The sequence below is a fragment of the Sphingobacterium sp. BIGb0116 genome (genome assembly GCF_024808035.1).
Classification (GTDB): domain Bacteria; phylum Bacteroidota; class Bacteroidia; order Sphingobacteriales; family Sphingobacteriaceae; genus Sphingobacterium; species Sphingobacterium paramultivorum.
The window spans coordinates 386567-410802 of sequence record NZ_JANUDT010000005.1 but is presented as its reverse complement, the minus strand read 5'-3'; the positions used below and the strand labels follow the sequence as shown (position 1 = coordinate 410802).

Here is a 24236-nt window from a genome sequence, read left to right as displayed (position 1 = left end):
AAAACTATTGTTGTTGAGTCCAATTGGCGCGGTCCAATTGCGCATATTTCCATGGGGCACCATTGTTCTCAATATTTCCAAACATATTGTTAATACTCGCAGGAGCTTGTGATTCTTCCATAACAGCAAAGCGACGAAGTTCAATAATAATATCCAGTGGATTAATATTGACTGGGCATTGTTCTACACATGCATTACAGCTTGTACAGGCCCATAACTCTTCTCGACTGATATACGTGTCAATTAAAGATTTTCCGTCATCCTGAAAGCTTCCATTTGTTTTGATATTCGTACCGACTTCAGTGAGGCGATCCCGTGTATCCATCATAATTTTTCGTGGAGACAGCAGCTTTCCCGTTATATTTGCGGGGCAAGAAGATGTACAACGTCCACATTCAGTACAGGTGTATGCATCCAATAGGCTCTTCCAGGTTAAATCCTGAACATCTTTGGCTCCAAAACGTGCATTTGCATCTGCTGGAGGTGGGGTGAAACTCGGATCAAGCATTGCCTTAACCTCATTGGTCACAGCTGGCATATTGGATAGTTTGCCTTTTGCGTTCAGATTAGAAAAATAGGTGTTCGGAAAAGCCAAAATAATATGAAGATGCTTAGAATAGGGGAGGTAGTTCAAGAAGGCAAGTACACCTAGGATATGAAACCACCAACAAGACCGCTCTATTAAAAATAAGGCCTCCGTCGAAGTTGGAAGGTATGGAAGAAGATGGTGGCTTACTGGAAAGGAACCTACCGATTTAAAATGTGCGAAGCCATAGAGCTGCAATTTAAGATCAGAAGCGTTCATCAGCAGGAAAGCCGACATTAAAAGAATCTCTGTGATTAAAATAATATTTGCATCCGTCTTGGGCCAATGTTTCAATTCTACACTATTTAAGCGAGCTACTTTAGCGATATTTCTCCGAATTAAAAAGATGACACAGGATACCAGTACACCCAGCGCGAGCCATTCAAATGCCCCAATTAGGAAATTATAAAAACTCCCTAAAAATGAAAAGATACGATGTGTACCAAAAAGACCGTCTATGACAATCTCCAACATCTCAATATTGATGATGACAAATCCGAGGTATACAAATAAATGTAGGACTGCGGGGAAAATTCGCTTGAACATTTTCTTTTGTCCAAAGGCGACGAGGAGCATCATTTTCCAACGCTCTGGGGATCTATCCGAACGATCTGCCGGTCTACCCAGCTTGATATTACGATAAATCTGTTGTGCATTTTTGCTAAAAAGGAACAATGCCACAGCGAAACAAACCGCAAATATTAGTTGACCTATCATATGCCTGGATCTTGGTTATAAACAAATATACTATATTATTTTGTTATGCTAACATAGTAAAAATAAATCAAAAATAGAGACCTAAGGTGATAATTTATTGGAAATTTCTAATGGTAAGTATAGGTTGTAATGAAAAACGTCCAAGAAGAAATTATTCTTCTTGGACGTTTTCTCTAGTTATATCTGAGTAGACTATAGCTCAACATCAGAAAATGTCTGTTCTAATATTTTACGCATTGTTTTTTGAATTCGTTCTTTTCCTGCTTCGGTATTTACATCAATACCACAAAAGGTACTTCCGGTAGATTTTGCCTGAAGACTCAAATAATAAATTGAACTGACTAAGATTGCCAATGTTGCTCTAAGGTCGTTTTCGGAGTTTTCGAATTTTGAATCGACATGCTTAAATAGTTCTTCGCCGAGCAATTCTCTTCTGTCGGCTATATTTTTAAGCGCTTTTGTCTTTTCGCCCAGTCCCCAATGAATGACTTTTTGCTTCGTCTTATCCTTCAAAAAGGTGTTAAATTGAGAATTAAGCAATTCTTCTATCAAGGAAACACTGATGGAACCCGGATTTGTGATCATTTGTTCCAATACGCCCTTATCTCCGATTTGCCAAAAATCTTTTTGTGTCAGGTAAGCTTCCACCAGTTGATCGAGACCGCCAAAATAATTCCATATTAATGCTTTGTTCAGTCCACATTCCAAAGCAATATTAGGTCCATTCAATGCATGGTATCCTTTTTTCTGAATTACCTTTCCGACAGCAGCGATCATTCGCGCCTTGGTGCGTTCCTTGTCGCGTATAGGACCGGAAGTTACCTTTCTTTCTTTTTTAGGGTTATCCTCAATTACTTTCTTTTTCATGCGAATAAAATCATTTTAACGACGAAGCTTTCCTGAGTACCTTACATTCGTCAGTTAATGAACAAATTTGGGACCATGAAGTTTTCATTAGGGTAGATATGTTTGTTTTCCGAACCAATATCTACAATTTAGCTGGTAAATGCAAGAAAATCAAGCAGCAGATTTTTATTTACACTATAATTTGACTGATTCGATAAGCTTTTGAGTTTACCTTATTCTTTTGGCTGTAGAACTGGAGCGTATTTGGTGCTGTCGGCGGTGTACGCTGATTGCGATTCACTTACCTTTGGGAAAATAGATAGGCAATAAAAAAGGGATTATCTATATAGGTAATCCCTTTTTTATTGCCTTGTATGCTAGCTTATTTTCTTGCTGGAGCAGCAGCAGGAGCAGCTGTAGCTGAAATACCTAATTTTGTTTTTACAGCAGCAGTTAAATCTTCTCCACCTTGGAAATAAGGAATATTTGTGCTTGAAATATCAAATACATAAGCCATACCTTTTTCTTTAGATACAACATTGACAGCATCGCCAACTTTTCTATGTATAGGTGCAATTAATTCTTCTTCTTTTTTGTTCAAGTCTTCTTGAGCGGCTTGTTGTGCTGTTTGAATACGAGCCTGAATATCTTGTAATTCTTGACCTATTTTGTTGATTTCTGGATCAACAGTTTCTTTATTTGCTTCACTTCTGTTACGCAATTTATCGTTTGCTTCTTTTTGTTTTGTTTGATAAATGGTAACCATATCTTGAATTTCTTTGGTTTTACCATCACTCAATGTCTTCAATTGCCCTTCAGCTGCTTTAAATTCAGATGTAGACTGAATAATTTCAGCAAAATTGATATGACCAATCTTTTGTTGCGCATTTGCGAATTGAGTTGAGAAAAATACTGCCACTAAAGCAACCGCACCCTTTAATAAATTTTTCATGCTTTTCATTTTAATCTAATGAGCCATCTTTATGGCAATCTTTTAGTTTTCTAATTAATTACTACTATTATTATTTGTGTCCACAATGATAATAAACTCCCGCTTAGTTTGCAAGACTCGGATTAGGTTTATATCCTAATTTTGTAATGACATCATTACTTTTATTCAATTTTGGATTGGCATAGAGAAAAGTAGACTCATTGCCCTTGTCCATAATAAAATCAATTCCCTGCGCAGAAGCAACATCTTGGATAGCTTTTGCTACACGATCTTGAATAGGCTTCATCAATTGAGTACGTCTTTTAAAAAGGTCACCTTCAAATCCAAACTTTTGTTTCTGATAGTCTTTTACTTCTTTTTCTCTTGTCACGATTTCATCCTCACGGCGACGACGCATATCTTCATTTAATAAAACCTGGTCCTTTTGATAAGCCTGATATAGTTTTTCAATCTCAGCATATTTCTGATCCACTTCTTCCTGCCATTGCTTAGATAGGTCATCTAACTGTTTCTGTGCAGTCGTATATTCAGGAATATGTTTTAGGATATATTCTGAATCAGCATATGCAAGTTGTTGGGCAAATGTCGCTGTAGCACTCACGACTACAAAAGCTATAACTAACAATATTTTTTTCATATTTCCTGTAAGTTTTTATAGACTATACTTTTTATTATTTAACACTAATTTACCTTATGACTTCGGATTATCCCAAAAGTTTAATTCGAAAAAACCGCTCTACGTAAATTTACGGCTCAAAAATAAGAAAAAAGAAGCAATCTAATAGATATTTCTCGGGTTTAACACTATTTAACTTGTTGACGAATGCTCCAATGCTAGTACCCTGAGTGCTGCCTATGGCCTCTTTTTTTCGATGATCATAACCGCACTCAATATAAGAAAATTTATAAGATATTTCGGGTGATTTCGCATTGAAACAGATCAGGTGGAAATGAAAGAAAATACATGATTTACTGGAAAACAATCTTAAAACAAAAAAGCTATCTACAATTTCTTGCGATAGCTTTTTATTTTATTTCGATATGATTGGATCAACAAAGATTAGAATCCACCCATATTTTGCATGATACTAAATGTAAAGTTTTGTTTCCATGTACTGCTTGGTAAGCCCGGGATAGGGTCGAATGCATGGCCGTAATCTATTCCTAGCATACCGAAGATAGGTAAGAAGATACGGGCACCAACACCTGCAGAACGACGTACTTTAAATGGATTGTATTCTGTGAACTTGTTCCAGGTATTTGCCGCTTCAGCGAAAGCCAATACGTACACTGTTGCCTGATCATTTAACATAACCGGGTGACGTAATTCCATTTGATATTTCGTATAGATTGGACTACCTGAATTTCGTGCCACATTCACATTTTGTGTTCCTTCAGGAATGATTACACCATTTGCATAACCACGTAATGCAACAATTTCAGATCCTTGTAGGTAATCAAACCCTTGCATACCATCCCCACCGACTTTGAAACGCTCGAAAGTCGATATTTCAGTTTTGTTGGAGTATTTACCCAAGAAGCCAAATTGAGCTTGTGCTTTGAAAACAAGTTTACCAACGATTTTTGCGTACCATTGCGAGTCAAATTTCCATTTGTGGTATTCTGTCCAACGGTAACGTTCCTGAGCCGAACCATTTTTATAATCAATGTTGTTGAACAATGAATATGGAGGCGTCAATTGCACCGAGAATTTGATGTTTGAACCTGAAGTAGGATAGATAGGAGCATCGATCGAATTACGGCTAAACTCTTGCGTCAAGTTGATGTTATAGGCAGTACCATTATCAAATAGGAAGTAATTTCCATAGTTCTGAAGCTTATAACGTTGGAATGACAAGGATGTATTTGCCTGGAACCAGTTGTCTGGCCATTGTAAGCGTTTACCCAATGTTGCGGTAATACCAGTCATCCAAATACGGTTCAACTCGGAATCCTTAACAATTTGCTCGCCAGTATAGTAGTTAAAACCACCATATGATGAACTCGAGGTATAGGCGCTCAAACCAAAATAAATTGGTTTTTTACCACCCAACCAAGGCTCGGAGAAAGAGAAACTATACGATTGATAACGTTTACCCGAAGTTTGACCACGGACACTCAACTTTTGTCCATCTCCACGTGGTAGCGGTTTCCAGGAACTTTTGTCAAAGAAATTGCTGGTAGAGAAGTTGTTAAATGTTAAACCCAAGGTTCCGATGATCTGACCGGCACCATAACCACCCGAAAGCTCGACCTGATCCGAAGGTTTTTCAGTAACATTATAAACAATGTCCACTGTACCATCCGCGTAATTTAAATTTGTCGGTACTGGGTTTGTTTTTTGTTCATCAAAATTTCCCAACTGCGCAATTTCACGCACACTGCGCATAATTTGTTCTTTTGAGAATTTTTGACCAGGTTTTGTATAAATAGAACGTAATACAACACGGTCGTTGGTTACATCATTACCTTTAACAATAACGTTATTGATGGTATATTGAGCACCTTCATATACACGTAAATTCAAATCGATTGTATCGTTGTAAATACGCGTTTGTTCAGGGTCTACTGAGAACGTAAGATAACCATCGTTCATATAGATTGAAGAGATGTCATCACTATTTTTTGTAGGACCCATCAATTTTGCTGTTAATTTTTCTTCCGAAAAAACATCACCACGTTTGATACCTAAAATTTTATTCAGTAAGGTGTCCGAATATTTAGCATTACCTGTCCAAACAATATTACCTACATAATATTTAGGACCTTCATAGATGTCAAAGTTAACCAACACATTTTTTTCACCCTCGCGAATAACCGTATCTTTCAGGAGCGTCGCATCACGATAGCCTTTGGCGGCCATTTTCTTGATTAGGTTTTCTTTACCTTCTTTGTATTTTTCTTCCTTGAATTTTCCAGGACCGAAAATACGGTACCACATTTTTTGCTTGATTGGCTTGGCCATTTTTCTCAACTCTTGCTGAGAAAAATGTTCATTCCCTGTAAAAGTCATTTTTTTGACTCTTACCTTATGTTTCTTATCCACATCGGCAATAAGTATTTCATTATTAGCCTGTGCTGAGTCTTTCACCGTTTTTAGAGTGATCTCCGGATATAAAAAAGCTTTTTCTTTTAAGAACCGTTGGATTGTAGCACGTGTGGTGTTCATCAAGTTTTCGTTGACAATCTTACCGGTGTTGCTATTTAAACGTTTGCGAACTTCTTCGGTCTGGCTTTTACTTAGACCATTGATATCAATACGAGTTAAACGAGGACGTTCTACTACACGGATGGTCAAAAATATATTTTCACCTTCAATTTTATCTGCCCATAATTCGACATCATCAAAGAGGCCTTGAGCCATCATATCCTTCACTACTTTTGCAGTCGCCTCACTTGGAACTTCCAAATATTGACCTACTGACAATTTAGAGATCGTAATTAATACATTTTTATCTAAAAATTGTGTTCCAGTTATATCAATAGCACTAATTACATAGTTTTTAGGATTGAGATAGCTGATTTTTTCTGGGTCATTTAAATTAAACGCACCTTTGTCTTGTCCGTAAACAAGCTGCATTGATGAGAGGCCAAAAAATAGTATTACGGGTAGTATACGCTTCATTTATCTATAATTATTGGCGCTAAAGTACACCAATCGTTTGTTAATTTTTGTTAATTAAGAAAATTTAACCAGCTTGCTTTTTTTCAAATCAGTGGTCAAATTTAATAAAATCTTTATAACTGTTCACTTGTTTTTCCAAACCTTCTTTCGCGTTGCTGATAATCGACGATGGATTTAAATAAATCTTCTTTCGTAAACTCAGGCCACATCTTATCTAGGAAGCATAATTCTGAATAGGCAATTTGCCAAAGTAGGAAGTTGCTTATTCTCAATTCTCCGCTGGTACGTATCAGGAGGTCAGGATCGGGTAGGTTTTGTGTATAAAGATTTGCAGCGAATAACTCATCGTTAATTTCGTCTGCATTGAGTTTTCCGTCTTTTACTTGTTGGGCTAGATTTCGAGCGGCGTCCACAATTTCTTGTCGGGAGCTGTAGCTCAAAGCTAATGTCAATGTACAGTGTGTATTTTCTTTCGTTGCTTCAATGGTCTCCTGCAGCTTTCTTTGTGCATTTGAGGGTAATTTGGTGATATCACCAATGACATTCAAGCGGACGCCATTCTCCTGAAAAGTTTTGATTTCTTTTTTAAGGGAACTAACCAATAGTTCCATCAGTGCCATCACTTCAAGTTTAGGTCTATTCCAGTTTTCTGCAGAAAAAGCATAAAGTGTCAGAAATTTAATATTGGCTTTTACACATCCTTCTAATGCTTCTCGTACTGCTTTTACACCATTTTGATGCCCAAATACACGAAGTTTCCCCTTCTGTTTTGCCCAACGGCCATTGCCATCCATGATGATGGCTATATGCTGTGGCAATTTAATAGTATCTATCTGATCTAAAAAACTCATTTTTGCTGTTTTCAATAAAATTAACACCTTAGCCATAAATGCTATTTTGGCGTTTTAAAACCTATTTTTGGTTTCCTGTATTGCTATCAATGATTATTGTTTGTTTAACGTACTTTTCATTGATTAATTATTGCACCTGGATTTCTATTATGGATATTCTTATTCCGTCTTCCTTTATTTCTTCCAAATATCGATTTTTAATTGGAAATTCAGAAGTACAATATGTAGAAAGATTGTTTGAAACATCTTCATCTAGCAGATTATCTCCTTTTCTTCATGCAAAGCGAGGCTGTGCGAAGCTACTGATAGCCTAATAGTTTCTGACATCGATGCCCCAAAGTAATTTTTCACGCAGCGTGCTGAAAAAGCTTTCATGGGGGAGTCTAATGAGATTAATCGTAAATGGAGCCTGTTTAATAGTTAATTTTACAGATGTATCAATGGACTCGTTTTTGGAATCACAGCTAAGGATGTATTGATTGCTTCGACTCTCTATTTCCAATTCAAGGGTAAACTGATTCGAGATGACAATGGGTCTCACATTGAGGTTGTGCGGGGAGATGGGGGTAATGACAAAATTGCCACTTTCCGGCATAATAATAGGTCCGCCGCAACTCAATGAATAGGCTGTGGATCCGGTAGGTGTAGCGATAATTAGTCCATCAGCCCAGTATGAATTCAGTAGTTCGCCATTGATGCGTGCATTGACGGTAATCATGGCCGAGCTGTCATACCGAAATACGGTAATATCATTGAGCGCATAGTGATTGCCTTGAAACAAATTAACCTGTTCAGATTCAACAGAGAGCAATACGCGCTTCTGTATCGTAAAACGCTGGTTCAGTATATCGTCGATGGCATCCTCAAAATCATTTTTATTGATGGAAGCTAAAAAACCGAGGCGTCCAAAGTTTATCCCTGCAATTGGAATTCCAGAGTCTTTAATCAGGGAAACAGCAGATAACATGGTTCCATCTCCGCCCAGACTTAACATAATGTCAATATGGTCTTTGATTTCTTGATATGTATTGTATGTTGAGAAGTTAAAGGCGCATTCAAATTGTGATATCAGAAATTCATGAAATGGATCATAGACCCAGATCTCAATATTTTTATCGACAAGATATTCAAATAAGTGTTTCACATGTGGTATAACAGAGGGTTGAAACTCTCTTCCATATATTGCGATTCTCATATTGTTTTCAATTTATGGGGCAAAGATGAGAAAAAACTAATCCTAATCAAATGTTAATATAATTCATAAGCTGCTGATAACGGTCGGCAGTGTCGTCAAATGCAGCTATGGTATTATGGGTTTCAAGAATTAAATAGTTGTGTCTTAGGAATGAATTCAGTAATGCATTGATGTTTGACTTGTCAACTTTAATGGTAACTTCAATGTTGTCACTTTCCAAATTTATTTTGGTCGCACAATTGAGGATTCTGCAATTGTCACTTTCAACAAGGTGCGCAATCTGTGAAAGTGAAAAATCATGTAGGCCAATTGCCAAAACAATAATAGCCCCAGATTCATTTTGCGATTGAATTGAACTTATTGCCTTTAATATATCTAATTGTGTTGACACACCAATATATTTGTTGTCTTGATCTAAAACAGGAATGATTGTACTATTATACACAGTTATCATCACCAATGCATCGTAGGGGTGTTGATTGAACTTCAGCTGTATGGGGGCTGTATTTATTTTTATGGAAGAAAGGGGAGCATCTTCATCTTCCGCATCCAATAAGATGGTTTCATTAACCAGGCCAATATACTCATCTCCATTTAAAACGACTAATTCTTTACAAAGCATATCCTGAAGCTTTTCGAGCGCCTGTTGTATTGAATCAGCATTTTGGATGCTGAAATCTGCGTTTGAAAGAAATTGACCTATTAGCATATCCAAACTTAATAAAAAAACTATGTGAAAAGAAATTTTACGGGGTGAGATTTCTACCTAATTCTTTGAGCTACTGTAGCGCTTCAGACACGATCTATAAGGAACACATTACATAATTGCAAATAAGTACAATTTTAAAGTTTAAAATTGTACTTTTATTACCATTCTGTTATTATTTTTGTCAGCGAATTGAGAAAGGCTTGAATAGGGCCCATGGTAAAGATATAGTATTTCTAATCGGAAAAATAGGATTGATGATCACAAGCGAGAATAAGAAATTTATTGATATACGTGAAGTTATTCACAAAAAGAATGCGGGGCTTGCTAAATGGATTCCGTCTTTTTTACTAAATTATTTAAAAAGGACAATTCATGAAGATGAGATAAACGATATTATGACGCGCTTTGCGGATCTTCAGGGCCTGGATTTTGTCGATGCCTTGATCAATGATCTGGATGTCAAGGTCAATTTGTATGGCGCAGAAAATATTCCGGTATCTGATCCTGTGATTTTTGCGTCTAATCATCCTTTGGGTGGATTGGATGGTATCGCATTCATGCATGCTATTGGCAAGTACAGACGTGATGTGAAATTTTTGGTTAACGATATCCTTCTCAATATAGGCAATTTGAGACCTTTGTTTGTCGGAGTAAACAAGCTTGGCGGGCAGGGGAAGCAAGCTATTTCCGCTATTGAAGAGGCTTATGGTGCCGATGACGCGCTACTGGTATTTCCTGCAGGTTTGGTTTCCAGAAAACAAAACGATGGCCGTATAGAAGACCTAGAATGGAAGAAAAGTTTTATTAGCAAAGCAAAAAAATATAAAAAAGATATCATTCCGGTCTTGATAGACGGTAAAAACTCTAAGTTTTTTTATAATTTTGCAAGGCTTAGACAGAAATTAGGTCTTAAGGTAAACATTGAAATGTTATATTTACCTGATGAAATGTTTGCCCAACGCGGACATACCGTCAATATTATAGTAGGAAAAAGAATCCCTTATACAGCGTTTGATCAATCAAAAAACGAAAAAACTTGGGCTGAGGAAGTGAAAAGAAGGGTTTATGGATTGGCTCAAGAAAAATAGAATTTATGCAAGAAATTATACCTCCAGTTGATAGAGAATTATTGAAGACCGAATTGAATAAAGAGGTCTTTTTAAGATATACCAACAATGGAAATAACGAGATATATTTAATCAACTATCATAATTCGCCAAATGTCATGCGGGAAATTGGGCGTTTGCGGGAGTTGACTTTTCGTGGAGCAGGCGGAGGTACAGGACTTTCAATTGATATCGATGAAAATGATACATGCGAAGATTGTTACGATCAGCTGATCGCATGGAATCCCGAAGATGAAGAAGTGGTTGCCGGCTACCGTGTCATCAAATGTGCTGACGCTGGAGAGGTAAACGGTGTGCCCAATTTATCAACAGCACATTATTTTCAGTTTTCCGATTTGTTCTCAAAAGAATATTTACCCTATACCATAGAATTGGGGCGCTCTTTTGTTCAACCGAAGTATCAACCCGCAATAGACAATCGAAAAGGAATTTTTTCACTGGATAATCTATGGGATGGCTTAGGAGCCTTGGTAATGCTTAATCCGGAAATTAGATACCTCTTTGGTAAGGTGACCATGTATCCGCATTACAATAAAGATGCCCGAGATATGCTGCTTTATTTTATGGATTATTATTTCCCGGACCATGATAACTTGGTGCTTCCTCTTCCGGAGTTAGAAATAAAGAACGATTACGATCGTTTTATTGGTATTTTTGACGGATTGGATTATAAGGAAGGGTATAAGGTGCTAAACAGTCATGTAAGGGCATTGGGAGAGAATATCCCGCCGTTGATCAATACCTATATGAACCTGTCGCCTACCATGAAATCTTTTGGTACAGCGCGTAATAATGAATTTGGTACAGTGGAGGAAAAAGGTATTTTAATTGTAATCGATGATGTGTATCCGGTGAAGAAGGAACGTCATATGAATACGTTTGAGCGGGATCGTGAATACGGTCACAGAAAGCCCAAACGCGGATAATAAACTAAAAGGGGGATTCAATTTTTGAATCCCCCTTTATTTTGTGAGTACAGCGACCTTGATTAGGCCGGTTTTATACAGGTATAAAGAGCAAAGGCTAAAATAGCGCCCAAGATAGGTCCTAGGATTGGAATCCAGGCATAAGACCAGTCGGAGCTTCCTTTTCCTTTGATCGGCCACAGGGCATGAAATAAGCGCGGTCCAAAATCCCGGGCAGGATTGATGGCATATCCCGTAGTTCCACCTAGCGAGAGGCCGATGGCCCACACTAGAAATGCAATGGGGATAGCACCAAGAGAGCCCATGCCAATAGGAGCTGTTTTTCCGTCGATGGTAACATCTTGACCTGTTATAAAGAAAATAACAAAAATCAAAACAAAGGTTCCAATAATTTCACTTGCCAGATTTGTTGACGTATTTCGAATGTTGGGTATCGTAGCGAATACACCAAGTTTGGTGGTTGGGTCTGCTGTTGCATCGAAATGGTCTTTGTGCATGATGTAGGTTAACATGGCGCCACAGAAACCACCGGCAATTTGTGCGAGAATATAGCCGGGTACTTCCATCCAAGGGAGGCCATGATTAAGAGCGACGGCAATGGTTACCGCAGGATTTAGATGGGCTCCGGTATAGGGGCCGGCAAATACAACACCTACATAGACTGCAAGTGCCCATGCGGTGGTGATTACAATCCATCCTCCATTTTCTCCCTTTGTTCCTTTTAAGATAACGTTGGCCACAACCCCGTTGCCTAAAAGAAGGAGAAGTGTTGTGCCGATAAATTCTGCTAAATAATGGTTCATGCTTGTTGGTTAGTTTTCGGTCCAGTACTGTAATGCTTTGACCCCCTTGGTCCAGAGCTTAATGATCTTTTTTGTTTGCTCTTCTTGCTCTGCTTCAGGTTCAAATATACGATCCTGTGCCCAAAACTTTGATATCTCATCCTCATTTTTCCAGAATCCCACGGCCAGTCCTGCGAGGTATGCTGCCCCCAACGCTGTAGTTTCTGTAATTTTAGGGCGTACAACCTTGCTGTTAAGTACATTGGCCTGAATCTGCATGAGTAGATTATTTGCTGTTGCACCGCCGTCTACACGTAGTTCTTTGATCGGTATGCCACTATCAGCTTCCATTGCTTGCAGTACATCACGTGTCTGGAGGGAGATTGCCTCTAGTGAGGCACGTGCTATATGCCCATTGGTTGTTGCACGCGTCAGGCCAAATAGCGTCCCTTGTGCACGAGCATTCCAGTACGGCGCTCCCAGTCCAGCAAAGGTAGGGATGAATGTGACACCGCCATTATCTTTTTCTGTAAGAGCTAATTGCTCTACGTCCGCCGATTTGTAGATGATGTTGAGATTGTCGCGTAGCCATTGGACCAATGCGCCACCGATAAAGATGCTTCCCTCCAAGGCATATTCTGTTTTCCCGTTAATTTTCCAGGCAACAGTTGTTAAAAGATTGTTCTTTGAACGGATTGGTTTATCACCGATGTTCATTAACATAAAACATCCGGTGCCGTACGTGTTTTTGACCATTCCCTTTTCAATACATTGCTGTCCGAAAAGTGCTGCCTGCTGGTCGCCGGCAATTCCTGCTATCTTGACTTTATGTGCAAAAATGGTTGTCCGGGATTCCCCATATACTGCACTGCTTTCTTTTACTTCGGGCAGCATGGCAGCGGGGATGTCAAATAATTCTAATAGCTCCTTATCCCATTCCATGCTATGGATGTTAAAGAGTAAGGTGCGGGAAGCGTTTGTTACATCCGTGATGTGAGCGTCGCCACGAGTGAGGTTCCAGACGAGCCAAGTATCTATGGTTCCACAGATTAATTCCCCGTTTTGTGCTTTTTCCCGGGCACCCGCCACGTTATCCAGAATCCATTTTATTTTGGTTGCAGAAAAATAAGGATCTAATATCAGGCCTGTTTTTTCCTGGATCAGCTCATGTTTTCCGGAGTTACGTAACTCGTCGCAATAATCTGCTGTGCGTTTATCTTGCCATACAATGGCATTGTAGATGGGTTTTCCTGTTTCTTTGTCCCAAACAACCACAGTTTCGCGTTGATTGGTAATACCAATGGCGGCAATATTTTTGCCGTTTAATCCTGCCTTTGTAGTTGCTTCTGCTGTGACACCTGCCTGCGTTGACCAGATTTCATGTGGATCATGTTCGACCCATCCCGGCTGTGGGAATATTTGTGTAAATTCCTTCTGGGCAATGGAGACTATATTTCTGTCCTTATCAAAAATTATAGCTCTGGAGCTGGTGGTGCCTTGATCCATTGCCAAGATGTATTGTTGTTCCATAATTGAGTAATTGAGTATTGCTGGTTATTTTTTGTATTACTTTAAGATATAATTTTTTGCAACTTTTTGAAAATGCGCTATTTGATCATTTTGCCAGTCTTGATCTTTTTCCAGCTCCTGTGCGAGTATTTTTGCGACTTCAGGAGCAGCTTCAATTGCAGCTTTTGCATCAAGAAATAGTATCCGTACCCGACGGGATAGGACATCTTCCACAGTCCTGGAAAGTTCATTGCGTGCTGCCCAAACAACTTCAGCCTTTTTGAATTCAAGATGTGCTATTAATTTTTCGTTCCATTCGGGATTTTCCTGAGCCAATGCGTTGATAGCTTCTTGGTCGGCGCCATAAATATACATATGATTGCTTCTGTCTGATGTTGGAATGGCGCTATAAATCTTTTGAGTGGCAGACCGACTTTCTTTTTGTGGTAAACAACCAATTTTTATCGCTTTGTCGATGGTATCTTGGCCCATTCGACGGAATGTTGTCCACTTTCCGCCAGTTAAAGTAAGTAATTTGGAGTCGCTGACGATAACCTTGTGGCTTCGTGAAATCTCTTTGGTTTTGTTGGAGTTACCTGTAGGGGCTGCCAGTGGACGGAGACCGGCGAATACGGCCAATGCATCTGCTCTTGTTGGTTGTTTTGTCAAGTAGCGTCCCGCAGTTTTCAGAATAAAATCGATCTCCTGCTCCAAAGCTACCGGTTCAAGGCTATGTTCGTCTATCGGTGTATCTGTTGTTCCCACAATGACTCGATTGTGCCATGGTACCAGGAAAAGGACCCGTCCATCATCCGTTTTTGGAATCATAATGGCATCGTCGCCTGGGAGAAACGACTTGTCAAATACAAGGTGAACCCCTTGGCTGGGGCGTACCATTTGTTTTGCTTCCGGTCTGTCCATTTTTAGGATGTCATCGACAAATATTCCTGTAGCATTGATAACAGCCTTCCCTTGTATGGTGAAAACTTCACCCGTTTCGGTATCATTAGCGATGACACCATTTATTCGTCCATCGCTGTCTTTGGTGAGGTTATTGACTCTTACGTAATTTAGCGCGACGCCGCCCATTTGAATACAGGTTTGCGCAACGTTGAGCGCAAGTCTTGAGTCGTCAAATTGTCCGTCTTGATAAACCACGCCACCATATAACCCTTTAGGTCGCACAGTGCTTATGCGGTTAAGGGTTTCTTCTTTGTTGATATGAATGGATTTTCCCAAACTTAATTTACCTGCCAGCAGGTCATATATTTTCATTCCAATGGTATAGAATGGGCCATCGAACCAGCTGTAGTTGGGGATGATAAAGGATTGATTTTTGACAAGATGGGGAGCGTTTTTTTGAAGTAGACCTCTTTCGTGAAGTGCTTCTTTAACCAGGGAGATGTCGCCCTGAGCCAAGTAGCGTACACCACCGTGAACAAGCTTCGTTGCTTTGCTTGAAGTGCCTTTTGCAAAATCAACCTGCTCCAGCAAAATTGTTTTGAATCCTCGGCTTAAGGCATCTAATGCAACACCTAATCCGCTGGCACCGCCACCTATGACGATAACATCCCATGCGCTCGTCTCTCTTATTTTTTCTATCAGTTTTGACCTTTTGAATTCTTGGTGTTTCATTTTGTTTCGTTTTGGCCTGTTGTGGTGAACCTTCTATATGGGTATTTCAACTTCTTTTATACTAAGTTATGCTATATTTGTTGAATTTTAAAGGAAATTAAATAATATTTATGTTAAGGTAAGGTGTTTGTTTTTGTTTTGTTTTGTTTTTATTTCTGCAAAAGGAAGTCTTTCTAGTTTTTACAAGTGACAGGATATGGCGTATAAACAGTTGTTTTTTTACTTCTCCCCAATGGAGGTGTCTTTAATAATGACTGCATTCTGATCGCCTAAGCTGATGTGTTTACGACTTAATCGCGTTTTTATAAATCCGCTGAAATATGGTCCATTGTGATCTTGGCTGTTTTTTTTCATGGTCAATAGCTATATAATGTTTAACCATTATGTGCTGCTTATGTTTTGGTTTGGGAAAATGATTTTGTAATTTTAGATCACTATTTAATTTATTTATGATGAGAAATATAAGATTATTACTGTGTGGAGCTATCGTGTTTTTTGGGACGGTACTCGTACAGTCCAAAGCGTTCTCACAGCAGATTGCTACAGCTCAGGATGTTTCAAAGCCTTACAATCCAGACGCTAATGCACAGAGTGATATTGATCAACTATTGGTTCAGGCAAAGAAAGAAAAGAAAAATATCATCATCCAGGCTGGTGGGAATTGGTGTGTCTGGTGTTTAAGGTTTAATGATTATATCCATAAAACGGCAAGTGTAGACAAGTTGTTAAAGAGTCATTTCCTCTATTATCACCTCAATTATTCAAAAGAGAATAAAAATGAGGCTGTGTTTCAAAAGTATGCTCCTGAAGGGAATAAACTAGGTTATCCATTTTTTATTGTTTTGGATAGAAATGGAAAAACATTGCATGTACAGGAGAGTGGCAGCCTGGAAAAAGGGAAGGGCTATGATGAAGAAAAAGTGCTTAATTTCTTTAAAGCTTGGGTCGCAAAATAAAAATTACCGACTATAATATTGCTATTCTGCACTAAATTAACAGTAGTGCGTAAATAAAACAAAAGCCCCTTTTAAGGGGCTTTTGTTTTGATGTAATAAATTGGAAGATCGGATAAGGGTTTACTCCCGTAAAATTTAGCATTTCTTTGTACAGCAAGTCGGGAAAGATTGGTGATCAGCATACTAAATTATCCGAATTTCCGCATAGGCTTAATCGGAATTAATAGGTGTTTTATACGCATTCATCCGAATGAGGTCCCTATGAAGTCCCTATTAGGTACGGATAAAGTCCGTGTTATCTTTAAACTTAATTCAAGGATTACCTTTGTTGTTTCCAGTGATGGATGTCGGGTTGTGTCTATGACTTTGGTTTTCGAATTTGATTTAATCCAGATTTTCAGTTATAGGATAGGCTGAAAATAAAAAGGTCTCGTTCCTAAGATCGAGACCTTTTATATGGGCTTAAAACCAATCTTTTTCTACAAGGATATTTTAATCCCGCAGTTAAAAAGAGGCCTTGCTCTTGGTGGGATATCTTATTGATAGCCTAATAATTTCATGACTTGTTTGGAGTTTTGCTCCTCACCAAACACCTCATAGTTGAATGTTTCATCTCTATTGCGGCGTACAAGCACATGTTTAGGTGAAGGAAGTAAGCAGTGGTGGATTCCTCCATATCCGCTTAATACATCTTGATATGCTCCTGTATGAAAGAAGCCCAAGTACTGCACCTTACGGGTCTTCGGCATAAATACCGAGTTCATGTGCGCCTCCTGATTGTAGTAATCCTGTCCATCGCATGTGATTCCACCTAAATTGACGCGTTCATATTCTGAATCCCAGTTATTGATCGGCAATAGAATATATTTTTGGTTCAATGCCCATACATCCGGTAAATTTGTAATAAATGAACCGTCAATCATAAACCAACGTTCGCGATCGTTTTGTTGCTTGCGTCCCAAAACTTTATAGAGAATACCTGATGCTTCAGCAACAGTATATTTGCCAAATTCGGTAATAATATCTGGTTCCATTACCTCATGGTGCGCACAGATTTGTTTGATCCGATTGACAATCTCATTGACCATATATTCGTAATCAAAGTCGTGTACCAGTGAGTCCTTAAATGGCATCCCACCACCGATATCTAGGGTATCTAAATCCGGGTTTACTTTCTTGAATTTACAATATAAAGTAACGTATTTCTCTAATTCGTTCCAGTAATACGGGGTGTCAGAGATGCCTGAATTAATGAAAAAGTGAAGTAACTTTACTTTAAAGTTTGGATTGTCGGCGATCTTGTTGTTATAGAATTCAACAACGTCTTCTTGGCGAATTCCCAGGCGAGATGTATAGAACTGAGAATCTGGTTGTTCTTCAGAAGCAACTCGGATCCCTAAAGCACAGGGCTCATCCAGTTCGATTTCATCATCGTAAAGGTTAAACTCCTCTTTGTTATCCAATACAGGTATAATGTTGGTGTATCCATCATGGATCATGTCAATAATATACTGTTTGTACTGATAGGTTTTGAATCCATTACAGATGACTGTAATGTCTTTTGTTACTGTTCCCTGTCTTTCCAATGAATCAATCATCGGCATGTCAAATGCAGATGAAGTTTCTAAGTGGATATCATTTTTCAAGGCTTCCTCTACGATGTGCTTGAAATGGGATGATTTGGTACAATAACAATATTTGTAAGATCCACGATAATTATGTTTCAGAATTGCGGTCTGAAAGAGGATTTTCGCTTGCTGAATTTTTTTGCTGACGATAGGCAAATAGGTAAAACGTAACGGTGTACCGTACGTTTCTATCATTTCCATTAAATTCAAATCGTGGAAATACAATTCGTCGTCGATGATTTCGAATCCGTCTTGCGGAAAACCAACACTTAAGTCAAGAAATTCCTGATAGCTCTGCATTTTTTATTATTTTTGCAAAGATATACTTTAATGGTGAATACCTAAATAAGGAATGTTATTTATTTCCGATTCACTATCAGGAAGTTGTAAAAATTACAAAATCATTAAATGGCAAATTCTATTCAAAAGCGACTTGTTGAAGTCACTGTACAGGCAGTAAAAGAGCTTTACAATGCAGATATTTTAGAAAATCAAATTGCTTTACAAGCTACCCGAAAGGAGTTTGAAGGACAAATTACAATCGTAACTTTTCCCGTAACGCGCTTTTCGAAATCTTCTCCGGAACAAACCGGAAAGGAAATTGGTGCATATTTGCAACAGCATATCGCTGAAATATCGGATTTCAATGTGATAAAAGGCTTTTTGAATATTGTTCTTTCCGATGCTTACTGGATCACGTTGTTGAATCAGACCATAACGGCGAAGGACTTTGGTATATTTCCTGCGAATGGAAAGAAACTGATGGTTGAATACTCTTCGCCAAATACCAATAAACCCCTGCACTTAGGGCATATTCGTAATAATTTATTAGGATATTCTGTTGCGGAAATCCTAAAAGCTTATGGTTATGATGTAATCAAAGCAAATTTGGTGAACGATCGTGGTATCCATATTTGTAAGTCCATGTTGGCTTGGCAAAAATTTGGTAACGGTGAGACACCCGAGTCTACTGGACTTAAAGGAGACCACCTTGTCGGAAAATATTACGTTGTCTTTGACAAAGCATATAAACAGGAAATCGAGGCATTGAAGGCTGAAGGGCAGACCGAAGATGAGGCAAAGAAAAATGCACCTTTGATGAAGGAAGCACAGGCGATGTTGCAACAATGGGAAGCTGGTAATGAAGAGGTGATCTCACTTTGGAAAACCATGAACAGCTGGGTGTACGCTGGGTTTGAAAAGACCTATAAACAATTAGGCGTCGATTTCGATAAATACTATTATGAATCCAATACGTACTTGTTGGGTAAAGATATTATCCAGGAAGGTTTAGATAATGGGGTTTTCTTTAAAAAAGAGGATAACTCCGTATGGATTGATCTAACTGCAGAGGGACTGGATCAGAAGCTTGTGCTTCGTGGCGACGGTACTTCTGTCTATATTACACAAGATTTGGGGACAGCACAGTTGAAATATGATGAATTCAAAATGAATGATTCTATTTATGTTGTCGGTAACGAACAGGATTACCATTTCAAGGTATTGTTCTTAATCTTAAAAAAACTTGGTAAAGCTTGGGCTGACGGATTGTTCCATTTATCGTATGGGATGGTCGATCTTCCTTCCGGAAAAATGAAATCACGGGAGGGAACAGTTGTTGATGCGGATGATTTAATGGCTGAAATGCTTAAAACCGCACAGGAACGTACTGAGGAGCTTGGCAAGACTGAAGGATTGGACGAGGAATCAAAAGCCGTTCTTTACGATACGATTGGAATGGGCGCACTTAAATATTTTCTATTGAAAGTGGACCCTAAAAAACGCCTCTTGTTTGATCCAAATGAGTCTGTCGATTTTCAAGGTCATACAGGACCCTTTATTCAATACACACATGCCCGTATCAAATCTGTTTTGAGTAAAGCTGAATTCGATTTTGATAGTGCTGTGTCTGTACCGGCGACGATTTCCTCTTACGAACGTGACTTAATTCAACAGCTGGGTGCATTTCCGGAGATCATTGAAGCTTCTGCGCAAGAGTTCAGTCCTGCACAATTGGCAAATTATATCTATGAGGTAGCTAAGTTTTATAATAAATTCTATCATGAAGAAACCATCTTGAAAGCGGAAGATCATGATGTGAAAAACTTTAGATTGCACCTTTCGGCTTCTGCGGCAAAGGTTATTGCCAAAGGGATGAACTTATTGGGTATTCGAGTACCTGAAAGAATGTAATGCTATGAAGAAAATTCGCGTAGGACTTATTGGTTTTGGAATTTCAGGTCAGGTTTTTCACGCTCCCGTGATGCGTTCGATAGCTGAACTGGATCTTGTTAAAGTGACCGCTCGTAAAGCAGATCAGCAAAGTTTGCTAAAGGAACGCTATCCACTGGCAGAAATTGCTTTATCTGCAGATGATATTTTTAATGATGCAACCATTGATTTAGTCGTGGTTGCAACGTCCAATGAAATGCATTATCCTTTTGCAAAACGTGCTTTGGAATCAGGGAAACACGTTGTTGTAGAAAAGCCCTTTACGAATAGCGTTGAGCAGGCCGATGAGCTTATCGCTCTGGCTAAGGAGAAAAATCTGATCTTGGCACCCTACCATAATTTAAGGTTCAACTCAGACTATCGGACCTTGGAGAAAGTGATCAAAAGTGGGCGGCTGGGACGGATTGTAAATTTGGAATCTAGGTTTGATCGTTTTCGTAATTACTTGCGACCTAATGCATGGCGAGAAGAAAATTTGCCGGGTTCTGGTATATTTTATGACCTAGGACCACATCTCATCGACCAGGCTTTGCAGTTATTTGGAAAGCCGTATGCTGTCTTTGCAGATTTGGCTGTCCAACGGGATCATGCGAAGACCATTGACAATTTCGACTGCCTATTGTACTATGATAACTTACGGGTATCCCTGAAAGGTTCTATGCTTGCAAAAGAACCCACGCCACGTTATCGTGTCTTTGGAATGAACGGAAATTTTGTAAAATATGGTGTCGACCCACAGGAAGCCTTACTGCGTGATGGTAAATTTCCTGATGAGGATCCAACCTGGGGACAAGAAGATCCGAGTCTATACGGCAAGCTTAATATTGTTGAACAGGGGAATGACATTGAAGAAATGATTCCTTCTGAAATAGGTTCCTATCCTGATTTTTATCAGAACGTTGCAGATAGTATATTGGGAAAAACTACCTTGATCGCATCGGCAGAGCAGGCACGGGATGTCATTAAAATTATTGAATTGGGATATCAGAGTCAATTGGAACGAAGAGTTGTTTCTGTTGAAAATACATTGATTGCTTATTAGATTGTTGCTGTGAGTATAATATACGATGCTATTATTATTGGGGGCGGAGCCTGTGGTTTGATGTGTGCAGCCCAAGCAGGGCTTATTGGAAAGAAGACCTTGGTCCTTGAACGAAACGATAAGGTTGGTGCGAAGATCTTGATTTCCGGAGGTGGACGCTGCAATTATACAAATATCGGTAATAGTCCCGCTAATTTCATTTCTGAAAATCCAGATTTTTTACATGGTATATTCAAACAATGGACAGTGGACGATACCATTACATTTTTTGAACAGTATGGTATTGTAGGGCAGGAAAAAACGCTGGGCCAGTTGTTTCCAGAGACCAATAAAGCAAAAGATATCGTTGCTGTATTTTCAAAAATTTTATACGAGACAGGGCAGGATATTGCATTGAATACCTTGATGAAATCTGTAGAAAAAAACGATAATGGCTTTGTGGTAACAGTCGAAAATGCAAAAGGTGAGTCCCGATATCATGCACATAAAGTTGTTATTTCTTCCGGTGGGCTTCCGGTCCAAAAACTCGGTGCTTCGGACTTTGGATTACGCTTAGCCAAACAATTTGGTTTGAATGTAGTCGGTACAGCGCCTGCACTAGTCCCTTTGACAATAACTGGAAAAGATGCTGATTGGTATAGTTCTTTGGCTGGAAATTCGGTGTTCTCGAAAGTTTCTGTTGCCGGAATGTCTTTTGAAGAGAATATTCTCTTTACGCACTGGGGGCTAAGCGGACCTGCAATTCTTCAAATATCAAGTTATTGGAGGCCTGGACAGGAGATTACGATTGATCTACTGCCTAATTTTAATTTAGATAATCTGATTAAACAAGAGCGACAATACGGAGGGAAACGACTTGTTTCACAATTGCTAAACGATTATTTCAGCAGAAAATTGGTCGATGCCCTTGGGAAATTTTTAGCCTTGGATACCAAAATCGCGTCACTTAGTAAAGCTGATGCGAAATTGATTGTCGACACTATCCATCGCTTCAAGGTAAAACCTGCGGGAGATAAGGGGTATGATAAAGCGGAGGTCATGCGTGGAGGAGTTTCAACGGAAGAGCTAAACCCCAAGACCTTAATGTCTAAAAAAGTTGAAGGCCTTTATTTTGGAGGGGAGACTGTTGATATTACGGGATGGCTTGGCGGTTATAATTTCCAATGGGCTTGGGCAAGTGGTTATGCCATCGCCCAAGATATTTAGGCATTTTGGGGGTAGTGAGAGGGGCCAATCTATTCCGGAAAAAATGGGTTAAGCAAGATCATTGATAGAAATATTATTCGATAGAAATATTATTCATTTTGTGAATTTGACGTTTTATCGACAGATTTCTCAGCATAGAGTTGTGTGGCAGCAGCCAAGCGCTGTTTTATTCTCGTTTGTAAATTTCTTGGGGAGAGTACTTTAATGGATTCGCCAAAACCTAAAATTTCTCTTTCCAGTTCAAAGTTAAGTACAACATCAATACGAATTAAGATTGAGCCATCCTCCTTTTTGTCTAAAATCTGCTGTGAAGAATGTAAGGGTTTTGTTGCTACATAAGGTGCATTTTTTGCATTGACTTCCAATATCACCCGGTGGCCGCGGTCCTTTTGTGTCTTCGTTACGCCTATGGTATCCGAAAAGTAACGTTCGAAATCGACGCCTGTATATTCCTTGTATGAATTTTTGCCCATTTCCTCAATGGCATTGATCCGATCAAGCGCTAGTGTCATCAATCCTTCACTCTTTTTATGCTGACCAATTAGAAACCATCGATTACGATATTCTTTTAAGAGATAGGGCGAGAAAACAAGATCCTGCTGTTGTGTTGCTTTGAACGATTGGTAGCTGATCAGGAGTGGTGTTTTTTCACGAATGGCTTGATGCAGTGGACTGATAAAAGTAAGGCCTTTTAGCAGATTGTTGCTTTCCATTTGTATAATAGAAGGTGAATTGTCCTTTTTTGTATGGATGCTATCTTCAAGTCGTGCGACGATATCGCTCATTTCATCAAAGCTGGAGAAACCGCTCACATGCTTAAGTACCTCTACAGCCTCCTTCATTTTTTGCATGTCACCGACAGAAATCGGTGAATTGCTAATGCTATAGTTGGGATCTTCATAGGTGTAGAATTTGCGGTGCAAGACGACAATAGGCGCATTGTAGCCGAGCTTATTGCTACGCATGAGTTGAATATCTCCTTGTATGGTGCGTTTACTTATCCCATTTTTGATTCCTTCAAATTCATAGAGTGCATCGGAAACCTTTTCCATAAGATCTTCCAAGGTCCATTTCCGATGTCGTAAACGAAGACAATGGTCAATCGTTTTATAACGTATAAGAGCTAGTTTATTGAGTGCCATGTTTTTTTTGATAGATTGAAAATACAAAAACTTTCTTTATCTACGCAAGGTAATTGCGTAGATTTTTGTGCCTGTGAAGCAAAATGAATAGTCTTTTCGAAATTGAAAAGAAATTCGGGTTTATCCGAGTAAAATAGCTACTTTTGCGCAGAAGCAAACTGGTTCTATCGCTGCTCTTTTTTGAGAGGAGAGGAAAGTCCGGGCAACATAGAGCAACACGCTTCCTAACGGGAAGGCTGCTATGAAAATAGTAGACAGAAAGTGCCACAGAAAATATACCGCTTTTCGGAGTAAGGGTGAAAACGTAAGGTAAGAGCTTACGGTCTTGTATGGTGACATATATTACGGTAAACCTCGTGTGTTGAAAGACCAAATAGGTTGCGAAATTCGAAGGCTGCTCGTCTTCTTTCAATTTATTGGAATTCGTAATGGGTAGGTTGATTGAGTTTGTCAGCGATGGCAAATCTAGATAAATGATAGAAATTCCACTTCGGTGGTCTACAGAACCCGGCTTACAAGGTTTGCTTCTTTTTCGCTAATTGCTAAAAAAACCTTATATTGAATCCCGTA

Annotated in this window: 20 protein-coding genes and 1 other RNA gene; 7 read left to right on the top strand and 14 right to left on the bottom strand. The window is 39.0% G+C overall.

Annotated elements, in window-relative coordinates:
• Nucleotides 1-4: 4 nt before the first annotated feature.
• From M2419_RS14665 to M2419_RS14630, 8 genes are all read right to left on the bottom strand, one after another.
• Nucleotides 5-1303 (bottom strand): 4Fe-4S dicluster domain-containing protein, encoded by a 1299-nt coding sequence (locus M2419_RS14665; protein WP_153846137.1) that lies wholly within the window; start codon nucleotides 1301-1303, stop codon nucleotides 5-7.
• 192 nt (nucleotides 1304-1495) lie between these two features.
• Nucleotides 1496-2170 (bottom strand): TetR/AcrR family transcriptional regulator, encoded by a 675-nt coding sequence (locus M2419_RS14660; RefSeq protein WP_153846138.1) that lies wholly within the window; start codon nucleotides 2168-2170, stop codon nucleotides 1496-1498.
• Between the two features lie 361 nt (nucleotides 2171-2531).
• Nucleotides 2532-3101, bottom strand: coding sequence for an OmpH family outer membrane protein (locus M2419_RS14655; RefSeq protein ID WP_153846139.1), 570 nt, complete (start codon nucleotides 3099-3101; stop codon nucleotides 2532-2534).
• Between the two features lie 103 nt (nucleotides 3102-3204).
• Nucleotides 3205-3738 carry an OmpH family outer membrane protein gene (locus M2419_RS14650; protein ID WP_046671928.1) on the bottom strand — a complete coding sequence of 178 codons (534 nt, stop codon included), beginning with the start codon at nucleotides 3736-3738 and terminating at the stop codon, nucleotides 3205-3207.
• A 423-nt stretch (nucleotides 3739-4161) separates the two neighbouring features.
• Nucleotides 4162-6726 (bottom strand): outer membrane protein assembly factor BamA, encoded by a 2565-nt coding sequence (gene bamA, locus M2419_RS14645; protein WP_153846141.1) that lies wholly within the window; start codon nucleotides 6724-6726, stop codon nucleotides 4162-4164.
• 113 nt (nucleotides 6727-6839) lie between these two features.
• Nucleotides 6840-7577 (bottom strand): isoprenyl transferase, encoded by a 738-nt coding sequence (locus tag M2419_RS14640; protein ID WP_153846191.1) that lies wholly within the window; start codon nucleotides 7575-7577, stop codon nucleotides 6840-6842.
• 310 nt (nucleotides 7578-7887) lie between these two features.
• Nucleotides 7888-8772 carry an NAD kinase gene (locus tag M2419_RS14635; protein ID WP_153846142.1) on the bottom strand — a complete coding sequence of 295 codons (885 nt, stop codon included), beginning with the start codon at nucleotides 8770-8772 and terminating at the stop codon, nucleotides 7888-7890.
• Nucleotides 8773-8818: 46 nt separating this feature from the next.
• On the bottom strand, nucleotides 8819-9481 hold the full coding sequence (locus tag M2419_RS14630) for a CBS domain-containing protein (protein WP_153846143.1): 663 nt from the start codon (nucleotides 9479-9481) through the stop codon (nucleotides 8819-8821).
• A 254-nt stretch (nucleotides 9482-9735) separates the two neighbouring features.
• Between M2419_RS14630 and M2419_RS14625 the strand changes: the two genes are divergently transcribed.
• On the top strand, nucleotides 9736-10569 hold the full coding sequence (locus M2419_RS14625; protein ID WP_153846144.1) for a 1-acyl-sn-glycerol-3-phosphate acyltransferase: 834 nt from the start codon (nucleotides 9736-9738) through the stop codon (nucleotides 10567-10569).
• Between the two features lie 5 nt (nucleotides 10570-10574).
• On the top strand, nucleotides 10575-11534 hold the full coding sequence (locus tag M2419_RS14620; protein WP_153846145.1) for a GNAT family N-acetyltransferase: 960 nt from the start codon (nucleotides 10575-10577) through the stop codon (nucleotides 11532-11534).
• Between the two features lie 62 nt (nucleotides 11535-11596).
• On the opposite strand, the gene M2419_RS14615 is transcribed toward M2419_RS14620, so the two are convergent.
• The 4 genes from M2419_RS14615 to M2419_RS14600 form a co-directional block, all read right to left on the bottom strand.
• On the bottom strand, nucleotides 11597-12337 hold the full coding sequence (locus M2419_RS14615; protein ID WP_259255296.1) for an MIP/aquaporin family protein: 741 nt from the start codon (nucleotides 12335-12337) through the stop codon (nucleotides 11597-11599).
• 9 nt (nucleotides 12338-12346) lie between these two features.
• Nucleotides 12347-13846 carry a glycerol kinase GlpK gene (glpK, locus tag M2419_RS14610; RefSeq protein WP_153846146.1) on the bottom strand — a complete coding sequence of 500 codons (1500 nt, stop codon included), beginning with the start codon at nucleotides 13844-13846 and terminating at the stop codon, nucleotides 12347-12349.
• 36 nt (nucleotides 13847-13882) lie between these two features.
• Nucleotides 13883-15460: a glycerol-3-phosphate dehydrogenase/oxidase gene (locus M2419_RS14605; RefSeq protein ID WP_182332892.1), complete on the bottom strand. Its 1578-nt coding sequence runs from the start codon at nucleotides 15458-15460 to the stop codon at nucleotides 13883-13885.
• Between the two features lie 219 nt (nucleotides 15461-15679).
• Nucleotides 15680-15814 (bottom strand): hypothetical protein, encoded by a 135-nt coding sequence (locus tag M2419_RS14600; protein ID WP_259255295.1) that lies wholly within the window; start codon nucleotides 15812-15814, stop codon nucleotides 15680-15682.
• 95 nt (nucleotides 15815-15909) lie between these two features.
• Here M2419_RS14600 and M2419_RS14595 point away from each other — a divergent pair, with 95 nt between their 5' ends.
• A complete protein-coding gene (locus M2419_RS14595; protein WP_227550184.1) occupies nucleotides 15910-16416 on the top strand; it encodes a thioredoxin family protein in 507 nt (168 codons plus the stop codon).
• A 536-nt stretch (nucleotides 16417-16952) separates the two neighbouring features.
• Here the strand turns inward: M2419_RS14595 and M2419_RS14590 are convergent.
• Nucleotides 16953-18344, bottom strand: coding sequence for an arginine decarboxylase (locus M2419_RS14590; RefSeq protein ID WP_153846148.1), 1392 nt, complete (start codon nucleotides 18342-18344; stop codon nucleotides 16953-16955).
• Between the two features lie 108 nt (nucleotides 18345-18452).
• Between M2419_RS14590 and argS the strand changes: the two genes are divergently transcribed.
• Genes argS through M2419_RS14575 form a run of 3 tightly spaced genes read left to right on the top strand, consistent with a single transcriptional unit; the run spans nucleotide 18453 to nucleotide 22524 of the window.
• A complete protein-coding gene (gene argS / locus M2419_RS14585; RefSeq protein ID WP_153846149.1) occupies nucleotides 18453-20237 on the top strand; it encodes an arginine--tRNA ligase in 1785 nt (594 codons plus the stop codon).
• 4 nt (nucleotides 20238-20241) lie between these two features.
• Complete coding sequence (locus tag M2419_RS14580) at nucleotides 20242-21318, top strand: oxidoreductase (protein ID WP_153846150.1); 1077 nt, start codon at nucleotides 20242-20244, stop codon at nucleotides 21316-21318.
• A gap of 15 nt (nucleotides 21319-21333) precedes the next feature.
• Nucleotides 21334-22524, top strand: a complete 1191-nt coding sequence (locus tag M2419_RS14575; protein WP_259255301.1) for an aminoacetone oxidase family FAD-binding enzyme — start codon at nucleotides 21334-21336, stop codon at nucleotides 22522-22524.
• An 89-nt stretch (nucleotides 22525-22613) separates the two neighbouring features.
• Here M2419_RS14575 and M2419_RS14570 read toward each other — a convergent pair whose 3' ends face one another.
• Nucleotides 22614-23666 carry a YafY family protein gene (locus M2419_RS14570; protein ID WP_153846151.1) on the bottom strand — a complete coding sequence of 351 codons (1053 nt, stop codon included), beginning with the start codon at nucleotides 23664-23666 and terminating at the stop codon, nucleotides 22614-22616.
• 151 nt (nucleotides 23667-23817) lie between these two features.
• Between M2419_RS14570 and rnpB the strand changes: the two genes are divergently transcribed.
• Nucleotides 23818-24197: RNase P RNA component class A (rnpB, locus tag M2419_RS14565), an RNA gene on the top strand.
• Nucleotides 24198-24236: the final 39 nt, after the last annotated feature.